Below are 19,814 nucleotides of genomic sequence, written 5' to 3'. Positions count from 1 at the left end.
TATCAGAGAATAGTTCAAAGTAAAGCCTTCTTTTTTATCCTTTCATACACACACAAATTAAGTGACTTGTAGATGTATGAAAGGATAAAAGTAATTTGGGGCGTAATCTATCTATATGATAATTCAAAATGAAATATAAGTCTATATTTTTGTTGGTTTTTTGATTATATTTATGTCACTGAGCTCAGAAGAATATATGTGGAGGGAAAATGTATGGAATCGAAACATGTACCAGTTTTAATTGTTGGAGGGGGATTATCAGGATTATCGTCTGCATTATTTCTTGCGAAACATAACATTGATTATGTACTTATTGAAAGGCATCCGTCTACTGCGATTCATCCGAAAGCGGGTGGAATTACATTTCGCACAATGGAATTATTCCGAGAACTGGGTCTAGAAAAAGGAATTAGATTAGCTGGTAAAGCATTAGAGAATTGTCACGGGAGAATTGCAGTTCAAACAATAGCTGAGGTAAAGCATGAAGAGTTGGAACAAATAAGGGCGGCGCAGTATGAAAATAGCGAAAATTTATTTCGTAAAGTGGAAGAGATTAGCCCATCAAAACAAACTGCTTGTTATCAAATTACTTTAGAGGAGATGATGTTACAAGAAGCACAGAGATTAGGCGGGAAGCTATCTTTTTATCATGAACTAGTTTCTTATGAGCAAAATGGAAACGGAGTAATAGCAACGATTCGAAATCGTAAAACGAAAGAAGAGAGCATGATTCATTGTGATTATGTAATTGCAGCAGATGGAGCGAAAAGTAAAATACGTGAACAGTTAGGTATTTTAACCGAGGGCCGTGGTACAATCGGTGGTTATTATATGAACATATATTTTGAAGCGGATTTGAGTGAATGTATTAAAGGAGACGCATTCGGTTTTACTATGATACTTCATCCAGAAGTAATTGGTGCGCTTATTCCAGTCGATAACGAAAGTAAATGGATTTATCATGTAGCTTATGATCCAGTAAAAGGGGAGCGACCAGAGGATTTCTCTATAGAACGCTGTAAACAAATTATTCAAACTGCAATTGGAAGTACGGATATTAAGCCAGAAATAGTAAGTGTTTTGCCGTGGGAAGCGAGTGAAAGTACAGCGGTAAAATTTCAGGACAATCGCATCTTTTTAGTTGGCGACTCGGCACATATTATGCCGCCAACAGGAGGATTCGGTTCCAATACAGGAATACAAGATGCACATAATTTAGCTTGGAAATTGGCTGCGGTTATAAAAGGTAAAGCAAATCCAAAATTGTTAGAAACGTATCATGACGAGAGATATCCAGTTGCAAAATTAACGACGGACCATGCGAGTAGTATATTATTTCGTGCTGCGAATAGAGAGGAAGGTAATTTGAGTAATATGGATAGTTTAGCTGTCACTGCTGGTTATCAGTATTGCTCAGAAGCAATTATAGACGAATGTAACACACCGCATAGAATGAATATAGTTGATTTGAACGGACGCCCGGGAACGCGTGCGCCACATTTTTGGGGAACTTATGAAGGAAAAGAAGTTTCTATACTTGATCTATTTGGTAGCAACTTTGTGTTACTTACTGGAGCAGAGCCTAGTACTTGGACTGAAGCTGCACGTGACGTTTCATCTAAATTAGGAGTAAATATAAAAGTGTATCGTGTTGGTTTAAGTGGAGACTTTGTTGCTCAAAAAGATGTTTTGAGTGAACTATATGGGATAGGGCATGGAGGTGCTGCATTGATTAGACCAGATGGCTTTATAGGATGGCGTTTGGAAAAAGAGGTAGTAAATCCAGATGTAGTGCTTGAAGAAGTAATGGGTAATTTATTATGTGATTTTTAAGTAACTAAGGAAGTATTGTCTTATATAGGACGATACTTCTATTTTTTTAGCTTACAAAATAAAATTGTTTAGTGAAGAGCCATTATTATTATAAAAATATATGTAAATTAATTCCCTTTCTTTTTGTTGTTATTAGAATTTTTTTAGTTTTTAGTTATAAGTGTTGACTATTACTAGATTGGACCATTTTTTTATTGTATTATATTTCTTAGGGATTACATATTACGCTAGGGAGTGGGACTATTTGACTATTGAACCTCTTATTTTATCAAATAAAGAAGTATATGTATTAACTGGTATGTTTGACCGTGAAACTATGATTGGAATTGAGAACCCCTTTGAAAATTGGTCAGATGAAGAAATAGACAAAGAATTAGATGTAATGCACGAGAATTGGACAAACGAAGAACTGCTCATAATAAAAGAAGATGAAACATTATGCAACAAACAACTTTTAGAATATTTTCGCATTTGTTTAACTACAGGATTTGTTATTGAAGTACAGATAAGTAAAAACAGCGCTTTAGAAAAAAACATTTTCTATTTTAGTGAAAAAAAAGTTATACAAAATGTAATAACAGATGATAACGGTGATAAACAATGTACATTTAAAGAATGCGGGACACCAGATGTAGCTTGGCAATTTATATATCAAGCATTACAGCCTAAAAATACTTTTTCTCGTCCAAATTATACATTTAAAATCCCTTCTTCTGCATATAAAGAAAACATTTTAAATCAATCAAACAAGCAATTAGTAGATTACTTGAAACTTTACTTAGATAATGAAGCTTCCTTAGAGTTAGCAAACATTATACATAATCGTGAAGAGTTAAATACTGTTCAAGTTCATTATTATATAAAGGACTCATGGTCTACAGACTGTATTCAGTTTTTATATAGTCAAAACCAATATTGGCTAATCCAAAAAGTTTTAGATAATGAGCAAACACAAACGAATTTTATTTGCCTTGATACCTTTACAATTACTGAAGAGATAAAGAAAATGGTACTTTATCTTAAATCATTAGGCGGTGAAACAAGGTGAGCGGTGAAATTAAGGTTACTCCTGACCATTTAAGGAAACTGGCTTCTAATATAGAACAAACAGCTCATGAGCTATCTGAAACATATCAACGTATCAATCAGCAGTTATTTGATCTACCTTTCCAAATATCTGGAAGAGATGCTGTGTTAAATCAATCCCAATACGCAGGATCCATGTTAGCTACTATAACGACCGTTTTAAAAGAACATAGTGATTCATTAAGAAAAGCTGCTGATCGTTTTAAGAAGGCTGATCAACAAGAAGTTTCATTTGGAGAAGAAGCAATTGATATAAATTGGTTTGCACCGTTTGGTGGCGATATTGGTGATTGGAAAGATAACCCTGCAGGGTCTTCATTTACTTTACTGGGTACCGTAACGGAAGGTGCAGCTGCCTACAAATTGGCATCTTTACATAATAAAGGCTTGCGTGTAACACCCTACACAGATAGAAAAGGAAAAGAAATGGTAAGATTTCAAAATCGCACCGTACTAAAGGATAAAAATGGACTTAATGTGATAAGGCGTACAAAATTACCTTTAGCCGAAGTAAAGCAAATAGACGATGTAAAAAGGCATGTTTTATCACCAAAAGGATTTCTTAAAGACTCATTGAAATTAAAAACAAATGCTTTAGGCTATGCAGCTATAGGGTGGGATGTAATTAATGATACAAAGGAAAATATTGAAAATAAAGCGTCAAAAAATAAGATAGCTGGTGATATTATTGGTGATGCAGCAATTGGGGTTGGTACAACTGCTGTAAGTGCCTTTGCGGGAGCTCAAGTAGGTGCAGCTGTTGGAACTGTTTTTGGAGGTCCAATCGGAACTGTTGTTGGAGCTTGTTTTGGCTTTGGTGTTTCTATAGGAGCTAGTATAATAACAGATGGAATTAAGTTTAACAAAGGTGATTGGAATCATGATGGTAAACAGGATTCGATAAAAGATAGAGTTAAATCTGGAATCGGAGCAACTTTAGATAAAATTTTTTAGTTTTTGGGAGATTAATATGGAAAAATACCACGGAAAAAGCACAGAACAAATTATTCGGAAATTGATGCCTTACAGTGTTAGATCGAGTGTCATTATGGTGTGGGTAGTTATTAATTTTATGATTTTAACCCCATTTTTATTTCCTCCAACCTTTACTATATACTTATATATAATTTTACCTTTTCTTTTGACTGCTAATATATGGGGGGGATGGGTATTTTTTTGTAAACCAAATGAGCCAAGGTTGGTACACATTTTATATAATGGATTTATGGGAATAACTTTTTCTTTTGGAAGCTTTATAGTGATTCAAAAGATTGCATATACCTTTATTAAAATTGAAACACCTCTGTTTTTTATTGTTACTTTTGTGCTTTACATTTTTACAATTTATAAATTAATTTCTATTGGAATGAAAAGTTTTTTAAGGCGATTAAACAATGAAGAAAATGACAATATAAAAATTTCTCCAATTGTTTATTTATCAGGATTGGGATATATTATTGGACAGATATGTGTAGGTACATTATCACAAAATGCTTTAGCGACGGTCTTAATTTTAGTCTTTTCTTTATTGGCTGTTGTGTCTAGTATATATGGCGTATACATATGTGTATATATTGATTTAAAGAAGCGGGAAACCAAGCTAGATTCCTTAAATTCTTAAAAAAAACAATTAATAAGGAGGAGGCCATACAATGAATTCGCAACTTTTTCCTATAGGCTCTATTGTAATTTTAAAAGAAGGTACAAAGAAAATCATGATTTTTGGGCGGAAACAACAAGTAGAAACGGATGAGGTAAGAAAATTCGATTATATGGGATGTCCTTATCCAGAAGGCTATATTAATCCAGATTTCACTTATTTATTTAATCATGATGATATTCAAGAAGTTGTTTCAACTGGATATGAAGATCAGGAAGAGCGTACTTTCCAAGAAAATGTATTGTCTAAAATATAATAAGAAATAATGTAAAAAAACTGTTTTAACAAGCAGTTTTTTTTTACATTATTTCTTATTAGTGATGCAACAAATGGAACCTTTATTGGAATGAAATAAGCTTGGTTGTTTTTATAGAAATTAATATATAAACTGATGGAATCAAATTTAACAAAGCTGATTGGAATCATGATGGTACACAGGATTCGATAAAAGATAGAGTTAAATCTGGAATCGGAGCAGCTTTAGATAAAATTTTTTAGTTTTTGGGAGATTAATATGGAAAAATACCACGGAAAAAGCACAGAACAAATTATTCAGAAATTGATGCCTGACAGTGTAAGATCGAGTGTCGTTATGGTGTGGGTAGTTATTAATTTTATGATTTTAACCCCATTTTTATTTCCTCCAACCTTTACTATATACTTATATATAATTTTCCCTTTTCTTTTTACTGCTAATATATGGGGGGTATGGGTATTTTTTTGTAAACCAAATGAGCCAAGGTTGGTACACATTTTATATAATGGATTTATGGGAATAACTTTTTCTTTTGGAAGCTTTATAGTGATTCAAAAGATTGCATATACCTTTATTAAAATTGAAACACCTCTGTTTTTTATTGTTACTTTTGTGCTTTACATTTTTACAATTTATAAATTAATTTCTATTGGAATGAAAAGTTTTTTAAGGCGATTAAACAATGAAGAAAATGACAATATAAAAATTTCTCCAATTGTTTATTTATCAGGATTGGGATATATTATTGGACAGATATGTGTAGGTACATTATCACAAAATGGTTTAGCGACGGTCTTAATTTTAGTCTTTTCTTTATTGGCTGTTGTGTTTAGTATATCTGGAGCGTATATATGGGTATATGTTGATTTGAAGAGGAATGAAATGGATGGGATGCATAATGGACAAATATAATGGAAACAACATAGTTGATTGTATGCGAATATTAATACCATTTGATATAAGGAATGTTGTAGGGGCCTTTGTGTGGGTTATCATGAATTTTATGCTACTTATCATTTTATTCATATTTCCACCGTACAATATATACTCTTACGTAGCTTTACCATTTTATGTGATATGTAATCTATGGGGGATTTGGGTTTCCTTTTATAAGCCTCGGCAGCCTCAATTGCAACATTTACTATATTCTGGATTTGTTTCGTTAAGTATTTCATTTTGTAGTTTTATAGCTGTGCAAAAGTTAGCTTACGAATTCGTAAAAATAGAGTCACCTTTATTTTTTATTCTATCGCTTATTGCATATAGTTTAATTGTTTATAAATCTGAATTATTCTGGATTAAATATTTTACAGCCCGCTTAAGGGGGACAACTGATCAAGATGTGAAAATTCCTAAAATTGTATATTTTTCGGGTTTAGGTTATATGATTGGTCAAGTTATTATTGGGATTTTGAGCCAAAAAGCTATGGCGATTGTGCTAATCGTTATTTTTTCATTTATTTCAGTTGTTTTCCTAGCGCTAAGTACACATTTGTATTTTCACTTTGATTTCAAAAAACAATGTATTGCTTCAGGACATTTAAAAAAATTACATTCTCAAAAGAAGCCTAGATTGTCAAGGAAGGAAAGGAGACAATCCACGGCTGCTTCGGGACATGTAAATATACCCTATTCTCAAAAGAAACCTAAACTTACAAGAAAGGAGAAAAGACAATGAATTCGCAACTTTTTCCTATAGGTTCTATTGTAATTTTAAAAGAAGGTACAAAGAAACTCATGATTTTTGGGAGGAAACAACAAGTAGAAACGGATGAGGTAAGGAAGTTCGATTATATGGGGTGTCCTTATCCAGAAGGCTATATGAATCCAGATTTCACATATTTATTTAACCATGATGATATTCAAGAAGTTGTTTCAACAGGATATGAAGATCAAGAAGAACGTACTTTCCAAGAAAATGTATTGTCTAAAATATAATAAGAAATAATGTGAAAAAACTGTTTAAATAAGCAGTTTTTTTTACATTATTCCTTAATTCCAGTTTGGATGTTTCATTCCATGTAAACTAGTACCACCTGTGACGATAATTTGTGCACCTAAACCTTGTTGATAAGCATGTAAAGGAGTTTGCCAATTACCAGGATGGGAACCACCGAAAACGAAAATTGCATCACACTGTTGTGGTGTTGATTCTTTTAGGAAAGCGATTTCGGTTATTTCTTCAATTTGTTTTTTCGTAAGATGTGGGACTTCAGGATATTTAGGGATTACCATATGAAAACCTCCTATATAGTGAAATGTTAAATTCATTATATAGCGATGTTGTTTAGTGGAAAAAGGGAAGTTTTTCATTTGACAGTTCCCCTTTTATGATAACTCTCCTATAAACAAAAGTTCTCCTTCATCATAAAATCCATCTTCATCATGAATTATCTCTTGGAAATGCAATGTTTGGATGCTGTTAGAAATTGATATTTTCCATTCATGCCCGAAGTCGGAAGCATTGGAGAGGGGAATCCATTTTTGAAATTCATTATCTCTATTGAAAAAATTTTGAAAGTAGTCATCGTTTTTAAATATGATGATTTGTGAGTTCCATAAGCTTGCTATTTTGATCATAACAACGACTCGATATGTATTTGTATCGTTCGGTTTCATTGTCATTAATTGATTCGCTTGATTTAACAGGGTTTGAATGCACAATCGCTTTACTTTCCTAGGTGTTGTACTAGAATCGATAAAAGCTTGAGAGCCTGGTAAAGGCATATGCCAGTATTCATCGTTATAGAAAGTAGACGGAAATGCTTTAGTAGAGTCTTCAATTCTTTTTATAAGAGTTTTTGTTTTTCGTTTCATTCCGCGTATTTTTTTTTCACGCATTGTTGATCATCTCCATAAATTTTTGCAAGGCAGCTGAGTGGAAAATATCTTTTCGAATAATAAAAGTAGTAGGAACCTTTCTAAAGTGATTTGGTAATGTATTTAAAGATAAACCATGTTCGTAATCTGGAATAATAGATTTCAGCATAATAGCCGTACCCATACCTGATTTTACACATGCAAGTATTGCTTCAATTGTTCCGAACTCTAGTATTCTTTTAGGTGAAATCCCTTCTTCTTGAAGCCAGTTTTCTAATAGTTTTCTGTAATAACAACTTTGACTAAAAGCGAGTAAATTCAGTTCTTCTATTGTTTTAAAGGAAGATAGAGGAGTCTTGCTAATGAGAACGAGTTCTTCTTCTCGAAATGAAAGTGTATGAAGTTCAGTATGCTGAATATTTCCAGCGATAAGAGCCCCGTCTAGTTTTCGCTCTAAAACGAGCTGAGTTAATTGGTCTGTCGTATTTGTTTCTAGAATCAATTCAACTTCTGGATACTTTTCATAATAGGTCGTTAATATAGGCGGGAGACGAACGGCTGTTGTCGATTCTGTACACCCGATTTTTAACGTGCCTTTTGGCTCGGTTCCGTTACTTTGGACAGCTTGAATGGATTGATCGATGATTTGTTTTGCATATGTTAATAAAATTTCTCCGTTAGAAGTTAAAGTAACGCCTTTTCCATTTCGATAAAATAAAGGCACACCTAACTCAATTTCTAGTTGTTTTATACGCATCGTTACACCTGATTGTACATAGTTTAAGTTTTTAGCAGCATGAGATATATTTCCTACTGTCGCAACTTCGTAAAAAACCGTTAAATCTTTTATGTCTATTTATTATCACCCCGAAAAAGGTATCAATTTTTTTGATGGATTCTATTATTAACACTTATTTTACATGATATCAGAACCTTCATACAATGAAAGGGATATGGGGGAGATAACGTTGATAAGTGAAGAAAAAATTGAAAAGTACAGTAGTTCTAATAAATGGATCATGTTAACTTTGGCAACGGTAGCACAGGCAAGTGCAACACTTATAACATATGGAGTAGGGGTACTCGCTTTATTTTGGAAACAGAAATATGTACTTTCGAATATGCAGGTTGGGTTGTTAATAAGTTCTGTAAATATTGGTCCGCTGTTTTGTATGCTTTTTGCCGGAAGGTTACTTGATCGATATAACGAAAGAATATTAATTGGAGCGAGCACTGTATTACTTGGCGGGGCGCTTTTACTTGCTCATATGGCAAGGGGCTTTATTGGGTTATTATTTGTCCTTCTTTTAATAGGAACTTTTTATAGCGTATCTCAGCCAGGGGGAAGTAAAGTAATCTTGAAATGGTTTCCGAAAGAAATGCGCGGATTAGCTATGGGAATACGGCAAGCTGGTATACCTATTGGCGGGGCATTAGCAGGAGTAACGATCCCTTTGCTTACAATTAAATTTAGTTTAGCTTATACGATAAATGTAATTGCAACTATATGTATAATAGGCGGGTTATTGTTTTTCATATTTTATAAGGAATCGTACGTACGAGAACACACGAGCCAAGAAAATGTAAGTATTTCTTTTTGGATGCAGTTAAAAAAGGTAATATGTAAAAAAGAGCTGTATCCAATTTTTATTACAGGTATTTGCATGATTTCTTTACAAATGATATTAGTCGGACATTTTATAAAATTTTTAGTCATTGAAAAATCGATAACACCTATTGGAGCAGGGAAAGTATTTTCAGTTATGCTAGTTGCAGGAATGATTGGGCGAATTATATTAGCTACAATAAGTGATACATATTACAAAGGTGATCGTCGTACACCTTTATTAATAACTGTATGTATTTCTTTTTGCTTAATTTTAGTTGTTGTAATGAGTATAAACACAATGACACTTGAGGCATTGTTTGTGATGAGCGGACTGCTAGGGTTCTTTGCGATCGGTTGGTTTAGTCTTTTTATGGTTGAAGTTGCTGAGTCTGCAAGTGAGGAATTGGTAGGCGTAACAGTGAGCTTTGCGCTTACGCTTAATCAAATTGCTATTATCTTTGCGCCTGCTTTGTTTGGTTATATAGTAGATGGAAAAGGCTACACATATGCATGGATGGGGATAGCTGCATTACTAAGCGTTTCAGCAGTGAGTTTATGTAAAAGTAAACGAATATTAAAAATGTAAATCTTTTATGAAGAAAATCTAAAGAAATGTCGTGGGAGTGACATTTCTTTTTTAATATGTTGTATAATCAAGTTATAAATGAGATTCGTTTTCATTAACGCTCATTTCCTCTTTTGAAATTACCTGTAATTTTAGCCATAATAAGCTGTTTTTCTTTTTCGTTACTTGCCCGATTTATTTTGTTTAAAAATTTTTCAGCATCATTTCCTTTTAAAATTATAATCTGTTTTCCGTAATATTCAATTGAAACTATATTGTTTTTTGTTACTCGATAATGAAACATCATATCATCTAAACGATTGCGCTTATCGGTCTTTTTCAAATTAACGCCTCCATTCTTGTTAATGTGTAACGAATGTTACATAAAAAATTAAAATTAAAGTTGGATGTATCCGATTGTAAGGTGGAAATTTTGTAAAAAAGAACTACAATAGAGAGTAGTTAAAATTTGAACGTTAGAAAAAGGAATCTAGTTTACTATGAGGAATAATAGAGTAGATAGATTATAAGATATTTAAAAACTAAAAGATATAGAATAGAATGGAAAAGTATAAAGTGAAACTAGATAAAAGAGGGTTCCCATATGTTTAAGAAATGGTTAATCGCTTTCTTTGTTTTTGCTATTTTTTGTGGGAGTGTCGCTGCACTCATACATGCAAATAAAGAAAAGAAATACAGTTTGAAGGCATTTTCAAATTTTGAGGATAAAGTTGGAAATGTTCAACCGAAAGTTGATGCGAATCAGCAAAAACGTTATGATATTGCAGCAACGAAACTCGATCAATATTTAAAAGATAAAGGATTTAACGGGACGGTTCTCGTAACGGATAAAAATAATGTGGTTTTACGAAAAGGCTACGGGTATGCGAATATAAAAGATAAAGTTTTAACAACGCCAAGAACAAAATATCGCATCGGTTCCATAACGAAAACAGTAGTTGCAATATCTATATTACAGCTAAGAGAAAAAGGGAAATTGAATATTGAAGACAATGTAAATAAGTATATTCCATCGTTTCCAGCAGATAAAAACATTACGTTACGAAATTTGTTAACACATACGTCCGGGTTACCAGATCAGGGACAAGGTAGTGTTGATGCGGCATCACGTTTAAAGTTAGTAACGTGGATTGGAGCGCAAAAGTTGCAATTTCCTGCAGGGACAGGATGGAAATATACAGATTATAATTATATGGTACTTGCGTATATTGTAGAAAAGATATCGAATAAACCGCTTGCTGAATATGTGAAAGAAAACATTTTTACTCCTGTTGAAATGAATGAATCTGGTATGGGTGCAACTCTCCCTGAAGATATTTTCTTAGCAGAAGGTTACACGAAAAAAGATAATGAGTTAATAGCTGCACCCCGCTTAAAAATGAACTGGCTGTATGGTTGTGGTGAAATGTATACGACCGTTGAAGATATGAAAAGATTAGATGAGGCTATTATGGATGGAAAGCTGATTTCTAAACAAAGCGTATCAGATATGTTTACAGTATCACCTGCGAGAAAATATGGATTTAGCTTCTATATTTACCCAGATTATTATCATAACCACGGTGTATTAGCTGGCTGGAACACTTTTAATAATTTTAACTGGGATAAAAGAACGTTTGTAATATTATTCTCTAACGTACAAAATGGTATGAATGATACATTTAATCAAGAGTTTAGGAAATTAGCGAATGATTTAATAGAAGAAAAATAATTATTTAAAAATCGGTATTGATATAAAATTATCAATACCGATTTTTTTATTTAGTGAACAAGCATGTATGAGAGGGGATTAGTATTAGAATAAATTTATGAAGGAAGTTAAATGATATGGATGTTAAATATAGGAAGTGTATTTTGTGAATGTCATCTATTTGTATTGAAATTATGTGATTATCATGCGGAAGAATAATTGGTAATTTTTACATTGATGAAAAAGCTTGAGCTTCACACTATGTTAAGCCTTACAGTATTGTAGACATGAACAGGAGGTTGAAAAATGAAAAAAATAGTAAAGTTTTGTTTAATAGCTACATTATCTACAACGATTATTAGTGGATGTTCTTTTGAAGGGAATAATGAAAATGCCAAAGGGAAAGAGAAAGAGGATAAAAAAGTAGAGGTACAGAAAAACGCTGGAAAATATACGATGCCGGATGAAAAAGATAAACATGAAGGTACATGGCTACAATGGCCTCATGAATACACATATGGTCAAGAGTATAAACAAGAAGTTGAACCTATTTGGATTAAGATGGCAAGTGCTTTAACTGAGGGTGAAAAAGTCCACATTGTTGCATATGATGAGGAAGAGAAAGAGCGAATCAATAAGCTTTTAATAGATAAAGGGCTGAATATGGATAAAGTTGATTTCTTTATCGCTCCTACTGATGATGTGTGGGCAAGAGATAGTGGACCGATTTTTGTTTATGACAATAATAAAAATCTGAAAATATTAGATCCAGCATTTAATGGTTGGGGAAAGAAAACTCCATATAAAAATGATGCCCGTATACGTGAGAATGTTAGTAAACAATTAGGGATTGAAAGAATTGATTGGGGGAAATTTGTCCTTGAAGGTGGCGCAATTGAATTAGACAGCAATGGGACTGCTTTATTAACTCGAAGCGCAGTAACGAATAAAAATAGAAATCCTGATTTATCAGAAGCGGAAATTGAAAAATATATAAGTGACCTTGGGGTGACAAACTTTATTTGGTTAGATGGAGTGCCTAATTTAGATATTACTGATTTTCATATTGATGGATTTGCTAAATTCCATGATAAATCTACAATCGTAACGATGGCAGAAGATGACTTGGCTGAATGGGGCTTGTCAAACAAAGATATGGATAAATTGTTAGATGCAAAAAATGCTTCAGGACAGAAATATAAGTACGAATACTTACCGCTTAGTAAAGATAAAGTTACTTTAGAAGGTGGAAAAACTCTAGATTATAAGGGGTCGTATATCAATTATTATGTTGGGAATACAGTTATATTGGTGCCTAACTATAATGATCCAAATGACAAAATCGCAAACGATACGATTCAGAAATTATACCCGGATCGTAAAGTAGTGGGAATTGATGTGAGAGAGCTTTATAAAAATGGCGGAATGATTCATTGTGTGACACAGCAACAACCGATTCAATTGAAGTAATCGATTATAGTTTCGTTATGTTGCTTTATAGACAAAATAGGTGAAAAGCTATCTTTACTTATTTTGTCTTGTTTTAATATCTGTAACAAGAGCGGAATGTATAATTTTAATGTAACGATAATTAAATAAAAGTATATTGTCATTATTGTTTTATATGGAAAAGGAGAAAAATGTTTGTGTTAAAGAATTTAAAAAGAGTATTTTCGTTTTTCCCTATCGTTCTACAGTACATTATAAATGTAGCTTTGATCTGTTTGGGAATTGTTTTAAGTGTGTTTCTTATGAAAGAAGTCATTCAATTTATACAAGAACTTAAATTAAATAGTGAGGAATCTAGTTATCATTTAATTGATAGCATTGTCGTATTCTTTTTATATTTTGAATTCATCGTAATGATTATAAAGTATTTTCAAATGAACTTTCATTTTCCATTACGTTATTTTATATATATAGGTATTACGGCTATTGTTCGTCTAATTATTATAGACCATGATAGTCCAATGGATTCATTGATATATGCTTGCGCGATTCTTGTATTAATTAGTGCTTTATTCATTGCAAATTCTAAAATAATGCGTCGTGATTTAGAAGAGTGAACGTTTGTTGTTTAAATCAAAAAAGATGTTTTATCTTTTGGTAAAAAGGAGTAATAGTATTGAAAGAAATAATCTTAACCAGTTTTATAATAATAGGGTTTATGATTCTACTATTTAATTGTATACTTTCATAATTTAAAAGAATAAAAGGTTAATAAGGAAAGAGGTTTTTGTAAATATGGTTCATTACAATAATCAAAATAGTTTACATCAAATATTTACATTAAAGGGAACAGTTGTAAGAGATATTTTCCCGCAAATTTTATTATATATATGTATTTCAACGATAGTAACTGTGATTAATTATTATTATGTAGAAATAAAAATTAATCAAACTCCTTGGGTAATTGTTGGAGGAGCTTTAGGTCTACTGTTAGTTTTTCGTACTAACACTGCCTATGATAGGTATTGGGAAGGTAGAAAGTTATTTGGCACGGTTGGTGCTTGTACTAGAAATTTGGCAGTTAGTTTTTTATGTTATTGGGAGTCTGAAGGGAAAAAGACGGATCAGGAAAAATTAAAATTTTTACATTTGTTAATTGCTTTTCCAAAGATAGCGAAAGGACATTTGAGAGACGAAAAAGATTTATCCGAAATAAAAGCATTGTTTGATATTTGTTCTGAGAAGGAAAAAGAAATGTTGGCTGAGTCTATTCATTTACCGATTAGTATAGTTTTTATGTTAAAAACTATACTATCAAAAGGTTTGAAAACGGGTCAAATTCACCCAAATGCAATAATTAATATGGAAGCTGATTTGAATACTCTGCTTACGGCTGTGGGTGGATGTGATCGGATCAAAACAACGCCTATTCCTTTTGCATATTTTGCTCATATTAAAATTTTACTGCTCATATTTTGCGGGACTTTATCGATTGGTCTTGTTGATAGTCTTGGATGGTTTACAGTACTTGCAACTACGTTCATAAGTTTTGCATTTATAGGGATTGAAGCAATAGGGGTTGAAATTGAGGATCCATTTGGTCAGGATCCAAACGATCTTCCGCTAGAAGGGATTTGCATAGGGGTAGAAACACATTTAGTGAATTTATATAATCAAAACGCCCTGTTAGAAGTAATGGATTTGAATCTTGATAAAAAAATCATCTAATTCGTCATTGTGTACGGCGATTAAAATTTAAAAATCTTGTCAAGAGTCAGTTTATGGCTTAACGACGGCTTTATATTTTTTATATAAATATATAATATTTCTCCGTGCTATAATCCATTCATGAAATGTGCACGTTTCAAAAATTGTAATGAAAAGAGAAATGAATTGGGGAATAGTTAGCTTATTGAAAACAGTTATTCAATCATTATTAAAAAGCGAGGTAAGTAATATGGAACAAAAACATAGTGGCATTATTTTTACTGCAATACCAGATGAATCGAATGAATATTATCGACCATTTTATGAAGACATTATTTATTTTAATGAATACTTAAATGAAAATAAAGCATTTACCGATCAACTTATATCTTTATCTGTTGAAGAGCAAGACTTTCATACAAACTTTTTTGAGTATGATGATATTTGGCTAAGAGATGTTGCACCAGTTGTAACAAATCATCTAGTTAAATTCAAATATCAACCAAATTACTTACCGAAAGATCAAGGACGATATTTAGATCAACAATTTAATAAATGGTTGAAAAAAAACGACTTTGAATATGTGACATCTCCATTGATATTAGACGGTGGAAATCTTATTTGGAATAAAAAAGATACCGTTATATTAACGGAACGCATATTTGATGATAATTATGATTGGACGGAAGAAGAAATTATAGAGCAACTGGAATGGGATTTAGATGTGAGTCGGGTTATTATTATTCCTGCTGAAGAGGGAGATGTACTTGCACACGCAGACGGGATGGTTAAATTTATTGATGAACATACAATGTTTATTAGTGATTTTTTAGGGGATCATGAATTTAGATATAAGGTTCAAGAGATTATTCAAGAGCAAATGCCAGAGGCTGAATTTATAGTTGTTCCTTCGTCATATACAGAGAAGGGTCAATACGATGAAGAGATAGCGTCAGCAAAAGGTTTGTATATAAATATGTTAGAAACATGTGATACGCTTTACGTTCCTAAGTTTGGATTAGCTAAAGATGAGGAAGTTTTACGATATATTCAACAGCATACTGAGAAACAAGTTATTCAAAGTCATGTAGGAGAAATATCGACAATGGGAGGCGCGATGAATTGTTTAACGTGGTATTGTCCTAGTCATTTGTTACCTTCAAAAATGAAAAGGCTGAACGATCAGAATGAAGGTTCTTCAATCAGAAAAATATTTGATTGGTTTTAATAAATAAGCTTATATATAAGAAAATGTATTCAAGGGGTATTTATATGTATACAATTACTGAGTTTTCGCGGATTTGTAAAATGAGTACACGGATGCTAAGGCATTATGACAAAGAGGATATATTAAAACCAGCATATGTGAACACGGAAAATGGGTATAGATATTATGAGCAAGGGCAGCTTGAAATAGCGCTGAAAATTAAAAAGCTAAGGGAGTATAAGTTTCCTTTACCGAAAATTAAAATAATTCTTCAATCATCAGATCAAGATTCATTTATTAAACATATGCAATCACAAATTATAGAGTTGTCTCATGAGGTGAAACAAAATTTACAGGTTATTTCAGAAATGAATGAAATGGTAAATATGAATCATGCTTTAAATACTGCTTGTCATAGAAATTACGATATATTTATTGGAATGAGAAATGAAATAACAGTAATTGCTCAAAGACTGCAAATAAATATAGATGATATGGATGATTATTTTTATGACTTATATGAAAAAGTACAAAAGCATAACTTACAAATGGTCGGTTCGCCCTCTACGGTCTTTTATGATGAAGAGTATATTCCAAATGAAAGTGATGTTGAATTAAGGATTCCGGTTATGCATGGGAACAATAAAGATGTAGTACAAGAATATGAAATAAAAAAATTAAATCCACATCAAATCGTTACTACTATGCATTATGGAAGTTATGACTATATAGGCTACGCTTATATTGCGTTAGAAAAATGGATTGAAAGAAATGGTTATGTAATAGATGGTTCACCATATGAGGTCTACATAAAGGGACCTGAATGTGATTGTTTAGTAGAGGAGTATGTGACACAAATTTGTTTTTTAGTTATGAAAATAGACTGAGAATAAGGATTGACATTAACATTATGTCAATCCTTATTCTATTTATGTAAGTAATTCATCATAATAAAAAGGAGAAAGAATATGAAAAGAACAATCATGATTATTTGTCTGATTCTAAGTATGACATGGGTTTCAGCGTGTACTCCTGGAGTAGGAGAAGGTGAGAATGGTAGCTTCGTTCTACCAAATCAGTTGCCAAAAAATGTAGTGTTTAAAAATGGTACAATCTATACTTCAAATGACAAGCAAGACATTGTAGAGGCTGTAGCCGTTAAAGAAGGGAAAATTACATTTGTTGGTTCAAACAAAGATGTAGAAGGATTTATAAATGAAGATACGAAAGTGGTGGATTTACAAGGACGTTTTATTCTTCCTGGTTTTGTGGACAATCACAATCATATATTTGAGGCGAAATCACCAGCAGCAGGGAATTGTAGTGTCTCGCCAGATGCTGCGCTGCAAGAACAACGCTCGTATTTAAAGGCTTGTAAAAAAGATGTGAAAGATGGCGAATGGATAAGCGGAACAGGATTTAGTTTGGAAGAGCTGTTAAAAGATATGGACGAAAAATCTGAACAACAAACGCCATTACAAGTTCTTGATGAGTTATTTCCTAATAACCCTGTATTAATTATGGAAAGAACTTCTCATTCTGTATGGGTTAACTCAAAAGCATTGGAAGTAGCGGGAATAAATAAAGAGACGAAAGATCCGCAAGGCGGAAGAATCATCCGGGATCCAGAAACAGGAGAACCTTTCGGGCTTCTGTATGATACAGCAGGGGATATCGTGATGGAAAAAGCATGGAATTCCCAGCCCAATCTCTTTGAAAAAAATTATGAAGGTTTGTTAGACGGTTTAGATGAGGTTGCGAAGAATGGTATTACTACAGTCGGCGATGGACGTCTTTATTGGAAACGAGGCTGGTTAGATGTTTGGAATAAAGTTAATGATGAGAAAAAGTTAACGTCGCGAGTAGTACTTCGTCCGTGGGTATATCCGAACTTAAATGAAGCAGAGCAAATGGAGTATTTCAAAAAAATTAAGCGTGATGATGTATCATCTCGAATGCTTATTAATCAAGTGAAGATGTATAGTGATGGAATTAGCATTAACAGCACAGCTAAAATACTAGAAAAATATAAATTTGAGTGGTTTAAAGGAACACCGTACGGTTTGAACTATATTCCAGAAGAAAAAATGAAGTGGTGGTTGAGTGAACTCAATAAAATTGGTTACGGTGCACTCATCCACACAATTGGAGATGGCGGAGTAAGAGAAAGTTTAAATGCAATTGAAGCAGCGAAAAAAGAAGGGGCGAATCAACCTTATACGCTTACACATGTGGAAATGGTAGAAGATAGTGATATAAATCGTTTTGCTAAGTTAGGTATTAGCGCTGATTTCCAAGTAGGTCATGATTTTGCAGAAGATCCTAAACAAAGCTGGGCAAGTGCGTATTTTACAAATCAACAGATGAAACGAATTATGCCGTTAGGACGCATTTGGAAAACAGGAGCAAACGTATCACTTAGTAGTGATTGGGATGTAAATGAACTAAATCCACTTGTGACGATTTCGAATGCACTAAGTATTGATGAAAAGGGCTTGTCTGATGTATACGCAGCTATTGATGCATATACAATTAAGCCCGCCAAAGCATTAGGTCTTGATAATATTACTGGTTCAATTGAAGTAGGTAAATCAGCCGATATGGTATTACTAAATGAAGATATTACTAAAATGAGTGCCGATAAGATTCCGAATGCGAAAGTTTTAGTGACGGTTTTACAAGGAGAAGTAGTGTATCACAAGGGAAAATAAAGAATCCGCGTATGAAATAGTTACAAGTAAATGAAGATATTCCTGTTGACCTTAACACGATGTCAAAGTTTAGACTGAACTTACATTCGAAGAAGGGGTGAACACGTATGAGAAATATAGAAAATAGTTTGTTTTATATGCCTGCTGAGTGGGAAAATCATGAGGGGACATGGCTCCAATGGCCTCATGATAAGGCTCATAGAGGCGAAGGTTACAGATCTAAGCTAGATGATATTTGGGTAACGATGTCAAAGGAGCTTCATTACGGAGAGAATGTGCATATTGTTGTATTTGATGAGGAAGAAAAAGTACATGTACAATCGAAGTTAACTGAAGCGAATGTAGATATGGATAAAATTGATTTTTTAATTGAAGAAACGGATGATGTTTGGATAAGAGATAATGGACCGATCTTTGTAAAAGATAAGGAAGGCAATCTCTGTTTAACACACTGGGTATTTAATGGTTGGGGGGATAAATATCCGTATGAAAATGATGCTGTTATTCCGGAAAAAATAAGTGGAATGTATAGCATTCCAAAAGTTAATTCTAGTGTCTGTATAGAAGGTGGAGGAATAGAGATAAATGGAAATGGCACCTTAATGGCGGCAAAAACTTCTATTATAAATGAAAATCGAAATCCTACACTAAATCAGGAAGAGATTGAAATAGAGTTAACGAAGTATTTGGGAGTAACGAATTTTATATGGATAACTGGTATTCGCGGAGAGGATAATTATGATGAAGATACAGATTACCATATTGATGGGGCAGCGCGTTTTGTAACTGAAAATACAATTCTTTATGAATATGATCCTTTCGGGGAAAGCGAATCATACCTTTTGGAGGCGTACGAAAAGCATTATCAAGAATTGAGACAAGCGAGAAATATAGATGGAAATCCATTTCAGCTCATCCCAGTACCGGTGACAAGAAAAGTGGTAAAAGAAGCAGACTGTAAGGGCTCGTATTTGAACTTTTATATTGGAAATGAAGTTGTATTAGTTCCTATATATGGTGATGAACATGATAAGTTAGGACTTCAAATCATTGAAGGGCAGTTTCCAGGAAGAAGAATTGTCGGTGTTTATGTAAATGAACTGTTTGCGTATGGTGGTATGATTCACTGTGTGACACAGCAACATTTAGCATAAAGTAACCGAAATGAAAAAAGCATGCAGAGTATATACTCTGCATGCT

At 33.0% G+C, this 19,814-nt stretch carries 20 protein-coding genes and 2 pseudogenes; 18 read left to right on the top strand and 4 right to left on the bottom strand.

Going from position 1 to position 19,814, the window contains the following annotated elements:
• Window positions 1-213 precede the first annotated feature (213 nt).
• The 9 genes and pseudogenes from QCI77_RS17700 (at window position 214) to QCI77_RS17660 (ending at window position 6,773) form a co-directional block, all read left to right on the top strand.
• Complete coding sequence (locus QCI77_RS17700; protein ID WP_353825298.1) at window positions 214-1,833, top strand: FAD-dependent oxidoreductase; 1,620 nt, start codon at window positions 214-216, stop codon at window positions 1,831-1,833.
• 244 nt (window positions 1,834-2,077) lie between these two features.
• Window positions 2,078-2,881 carry a hypothetical protein gene (locus QCI77_RS17695; protein WP_088031011.1) on the top strand — a complete coding sequence of 268 codons (804 nt, stop codon included), beginning with the start codon at window positions 2,078-2,080 and terminating at the stop codon, window positions 2,879-2,881.
• The gene (locus QCI77_RS17690) at window positions 2,878-3,873 is read left to right on the top strand and encodes a WXG100 family type VII secretion target (protein WP_353825297.1); all 996 of its coding nucleotides are present in this window, start codon (window positions 2,878-2,880) and stop codon (window positions 3,871-3,873) included. Before QCI77_RS17695 ends, QCI77_RS17690 begins: the two co-directional genes overlap by 4 nt.
• Before the next feature lie 16 nt (window positions 3,874-3,889).
• Window positions 3,890-4,540, top strand: coding sequence for a hypothetical protein (locus tag QCI77_RS17685; RefSeq protein ID WP_113769616.1), 651 nt, complete (start codon window positions 3,890-3,892; stop codon window positions 4,538-4,540).
• A gap of 31 nt (window positions 4,541-4,571) precedes the next feature.
• Entirely contained in the window at window positions 4,572-4,835 is a 264-nt protein-coding gene (locus QCI77_RS17680) for a DUF4176 domain-containing protein (protein ID WP_088031121.1), read from the top strand.
• 131 nt (window positions 4,836-4,966) lie between these two features.
• Window positions 4,967-5,077 (top strand): annotated as a pseudogene (locus tag QCI77_RS17675) (WXG100 family type VII secretion target); the annotation flags it as partial.
• 16 nt (window positions 5,078-5,093) lie between these two features.
• Window positions 5,094-5,747 (top strand): hypothetical protein, encoded by a 654-nt coding sequence (locus QCI77_RS17670; RefSeq protein ID WP_113769617.1) that lies wholly within the window; start codon window positions 5,094-5,096, stop codon window positions 5,745-5,747.
• Window positions 5,722-6,513: a hypothetical protein gene (locus tag QCI77_RS17665; protein ID WP_353825296.1), complete on the top strand. Its 792-nt coding sequence runs from the start codon at window positions 5,722-5,724 to the stop codon at window positions 6,511-6,513. Before QCI77_RS17670 ends, QCI77_RS17665 begins: the two co-directional genes overlap by 26 nt.
• Window positions 6,510-6,773 (top strand): DUF4176 domain-containing protein, encoded by a 264-nt coding sequence (locus QCI77_RS17660; protein WP_001088077.1) that lies wholly within the window; start codon window positions 6,510-6,512, stop codon window positions 6,771-6,773. Before QCI77_RS17665 ends, QCI77_RS17660 begins: the two co-directional genes overlap by 4 nt.
• A 57-nt stretch (window positions 6,774-6,830) precedes the next feature.
• Here QCI77_RS17660 and QCI77_RS17655 read toward each other — a convergent pair.
• The 3 genes and pseudogenes from QCI77_RS17655 to QCI77_RS17645 all read right to left on the bottom strand — a co-directional run.
• Window positions 6,831-7,070 (bottom strand): annotated as a pseudogene (locus QCI77_RS17655) (hypothetical protein); the annotation flags it as partial.
• A gap of 93 nt (window positions 7,071-7,163) precedes the next feature.
• Complete coding sequence (locus tag QCI77_RS17650; RefSeq protein ID WP_002137617.1) at window positions 7,164-7,676, bottom strand: DUF3916 domain-containing protein; 513 nt, start codon at window positions 7,674-7,676, stop codon at window positions 7,164-7,166.
• Window positions 7,669-8,511, bottom strand: coding sequence for a LysR family transcriptional regulator (locus tag QCI77_RS17645; RefSeq protein WP_113769618.1), 843 nt, complete (start codon window positions 8,509-8,511; stop codon window positions 7,669-7,671). The genes QCI77_RS17650 and QCI77_RS17645 overlap by 8 nt, the downstream gene beginning before the upstream one ends.
• A gap of 112 nt (window positions 8,512-8,623) precedes the next feature.
• On the opposite strand from QCI77_RS17645, the gene QCI77_RS17640 reads away from it, so the two are divergent.
• Window positions 8,624-9,850, top strand: coding sequence for an MFS transporter (locus QCI77_RS17640; RefSeq protein ID WP_113769619.1), 1,227 nt, complete (start codon window positions 8,624-8,626; stop codon window positions 9,848-9,850).
• 94 nt (window positions 9,851-9,944) lie between these two features.
• Here the strand turns inward: QCI77_RS17640 and QCI77_RS17635 are convergent, their stop codons facing one another.
• The gene (locus QCI77_RS17635) at window positions 9,945-10,172 is read right to left on the bottom strand and encodes a hypothetical protein (RefSeq protein ID WP_000750526.1); all 228 of its coding nucleotides are present in this window, start codon (window positions 10,170-10,172) and stop codon (window positions 9,945-9,947) included.
• A gap of 261 nt (window positions 10,173-10,433) precedes the next feature.
• Here QCI77_RS17635 and QCI77_RS17630 point away from each other — a divergent pair, with 261 nt between their 5' ends.
• The 8 genes from QCI77_RS17630 to QCI77_RS17595 all read left to right on the top strand — a co-directional run bounded on the left by QCI77_RS17630 (window position 10,434) and on the right by QCI77_RS17595 (window position 19,768).
• Complete coding sequence (locus QCI77_RS17630; protein WP_353825295.1) at window positions 10,434-11,561, top strand: serine hydrolase domain-containing protein; 1,128 nt, start codon at window positions 10,434-10,436, stop codon at window positions 11,559-11,561.
• Window positions 11,562-11,846: 285 nt separating this feature from the next.
• Window positions 11,847-13,010, top strand: coding sequence for an agmatine deiminase family protein (locus QCI77_RS17625; RefSeq protein WP_002142629.1), 1,164 nt, complete (start codon window positions 11,847-11,849; stop codon window positions 13,008-13,010).
• 176 nt (window positions 13,011-13,186) lie between these two features.
• Window positions 13,187-13,606 (top strand): phosphate-starvation-inducible protein PsiE, encoded by a 420-nt coding sequence (gene psiE / locus QCI77_RS17620; RefSeq protein WP_002165314.1) that lies wholly within the window; start codon window positions 13,187-13,189, stop codon window positions 13,604-13,606.
• Window positions 13,607-13,784: 178 nt separating this feature from the next.
• On the top strand, window positions 13,785-14,717 hold the full coding sequence (locus QCI77_RS17615) for a bestrophin family protein (protein ID WP_113769620.1): 933 nt from the start codon (window positions 13,785-13,787) through the stop codon (window positions 14,715-14,717).
• Window positions 14,718-14,946: 229 nt separating this feature from the next.
• Entirely contained in the window at window positions 14,947-15,924 is a 978-nt protein-coding gene (locus QCI77_RS17610; RefSeq protein WP_002128426.1) for an agmatine deiminase family protein, read from the top strand.
• Window positions 15,925-15,968: 44 nt separating this feature from the next.
• Window positions 15,969-16,790 (top strand): MerR family transcriptional regulator, encoded by an 822-nt coding sequence (locus QCI77_RS17605; RefSeq protein WP_353825294.1) that lies wholly within the window; start codon window positions 15,969-15,971, stop codon window positions 16,788-16,790.
• Between the two features lie 81 nt (window positions 16,791-16,871).
• Entirely contained in the window at window positions 16,872-18,614 is a 1,743-nt protein-coding gene (locus QCI77_RS17600) for an amidohydrolase (RefSeq protein ID WP_113769621.1), read from the top strand.
• 107 nt (window positions 18,615-18,721) lie between these two features.
• Entirely contained in the window at window positions 18,722-19,768 is a 1,047-nt protein-coding gene (locus QCI77_RS17595) for an agmatine deiminase family protein (protein ID WP_113769622.1), read from the top strand.
• Window positions 19,769-19,814: the final 46 nt, after the last annotated feature.

The organism is Bacillus cereus group sp. MG9 (genome assembly GCF_040459995.1).
In the GTDB taxonomy this organism is placed as follows: Bacteria; Bacillota; Bacilli; order Bacillales; family Bacillaceae_G; genus Bacillus_A; species Bacillus_A mycoides.
Note: the sequence above shows the minus strand (reverse complement) of the source record. Positions and strands in the feature narration are given on the sequence as shown.

Coding starts and splice junctions, on each gene's coding strand:
- QCI77_RS17605 (WP_353825294.1), top strand. CDS start 15,969: ATGTATACAATTACTGAGTTTTCGCGGATTTGTAAAATGAGTACACGG.
- QCI77_RS17680 (WP_088031121.1), top strand. CDS start 4,572: ATGAATTCGCAACTTTTTCCTATAGGCTCTATTGTAATTTTAAAAGAA.
- QCI77_RS17650 (WP_002137617.1), bottom strand. CDS start 7,676: ATGCGTGAAAAAAAAATACGCGGAATGAAACGAAAAACAAAAACTCTT.
- QCI77_RS17615 (WP_113769620.1), top strand. CDS start 13,785: ATGGTTCATTACAATAATCAAAATAGTTTACATCAAATATTTACATTA.
- QCI77_RS17660 (WP_001088077.1), top strand. CDS start 6,510: ATGAATTCGCAACTTTTTCCTATAGGTTCTATTGTAATTTTAAAAGAA.
- QCI77_RS17700 (WP_353825298.1), top strand. CDS start 214: ATGGAATCGAAACATGTACCAGTTTTAATTGTTGGAGGGGGATTATCA.
- QCI77_RS17630 (WP_353825295.1), top strand. CDS start 10,434: ATGTTTAAGAAATGGTTAATCGCTTTCTTTGTTTTTGCTATTTTTTGT.
- QCI77_RS17595 (WP_113769622.1), top strand. CDS start 18,722: ATGAGAAATATAGAAAATAGTTTGTTTTATATGCCTGCTGAGTGGGAA.
- QCI77_RS17665 (WP_353825296.1), top strand. CDS start 5,722: ATGGGATGCATAATGGACAAATATAATGGAAACAACATAGTTGATTGT.
- QCI77_RS17685 (WP_113769616.1), top strand. CDS start 3,890: ATGGAAAAATACCACGGAAAAAGCACAGAACAAATTATTCGGAAATTG.
- QCI77_RS17670 (WP_113769617.1), top strand. CDS start 5,094: ATGGAAAAATACCACGGAAAAAGCACAGAACAAATTATTCAGAAATTG.
- QCI77_RS17625 (WP_002142629.1), top strand. CDS start 11,847: ATGAAAAAAATAGTAAAGTTTTGTTTAATAGCTACATTATCTACAACG.
- QCI77_RS17610 (WP_002128426.1), top strand. CDS start 14,947: ATGGAACAAAAACATAGTGGCATTATTTTTACTGCAATACCAGATGAA.
- QCI77_RS17600 (WP_113769621.1), top strand. CDS start 16,872: ATGAAAAGAACAATCATGATTATTTGTCTGATTCTAAGTATGACATGG.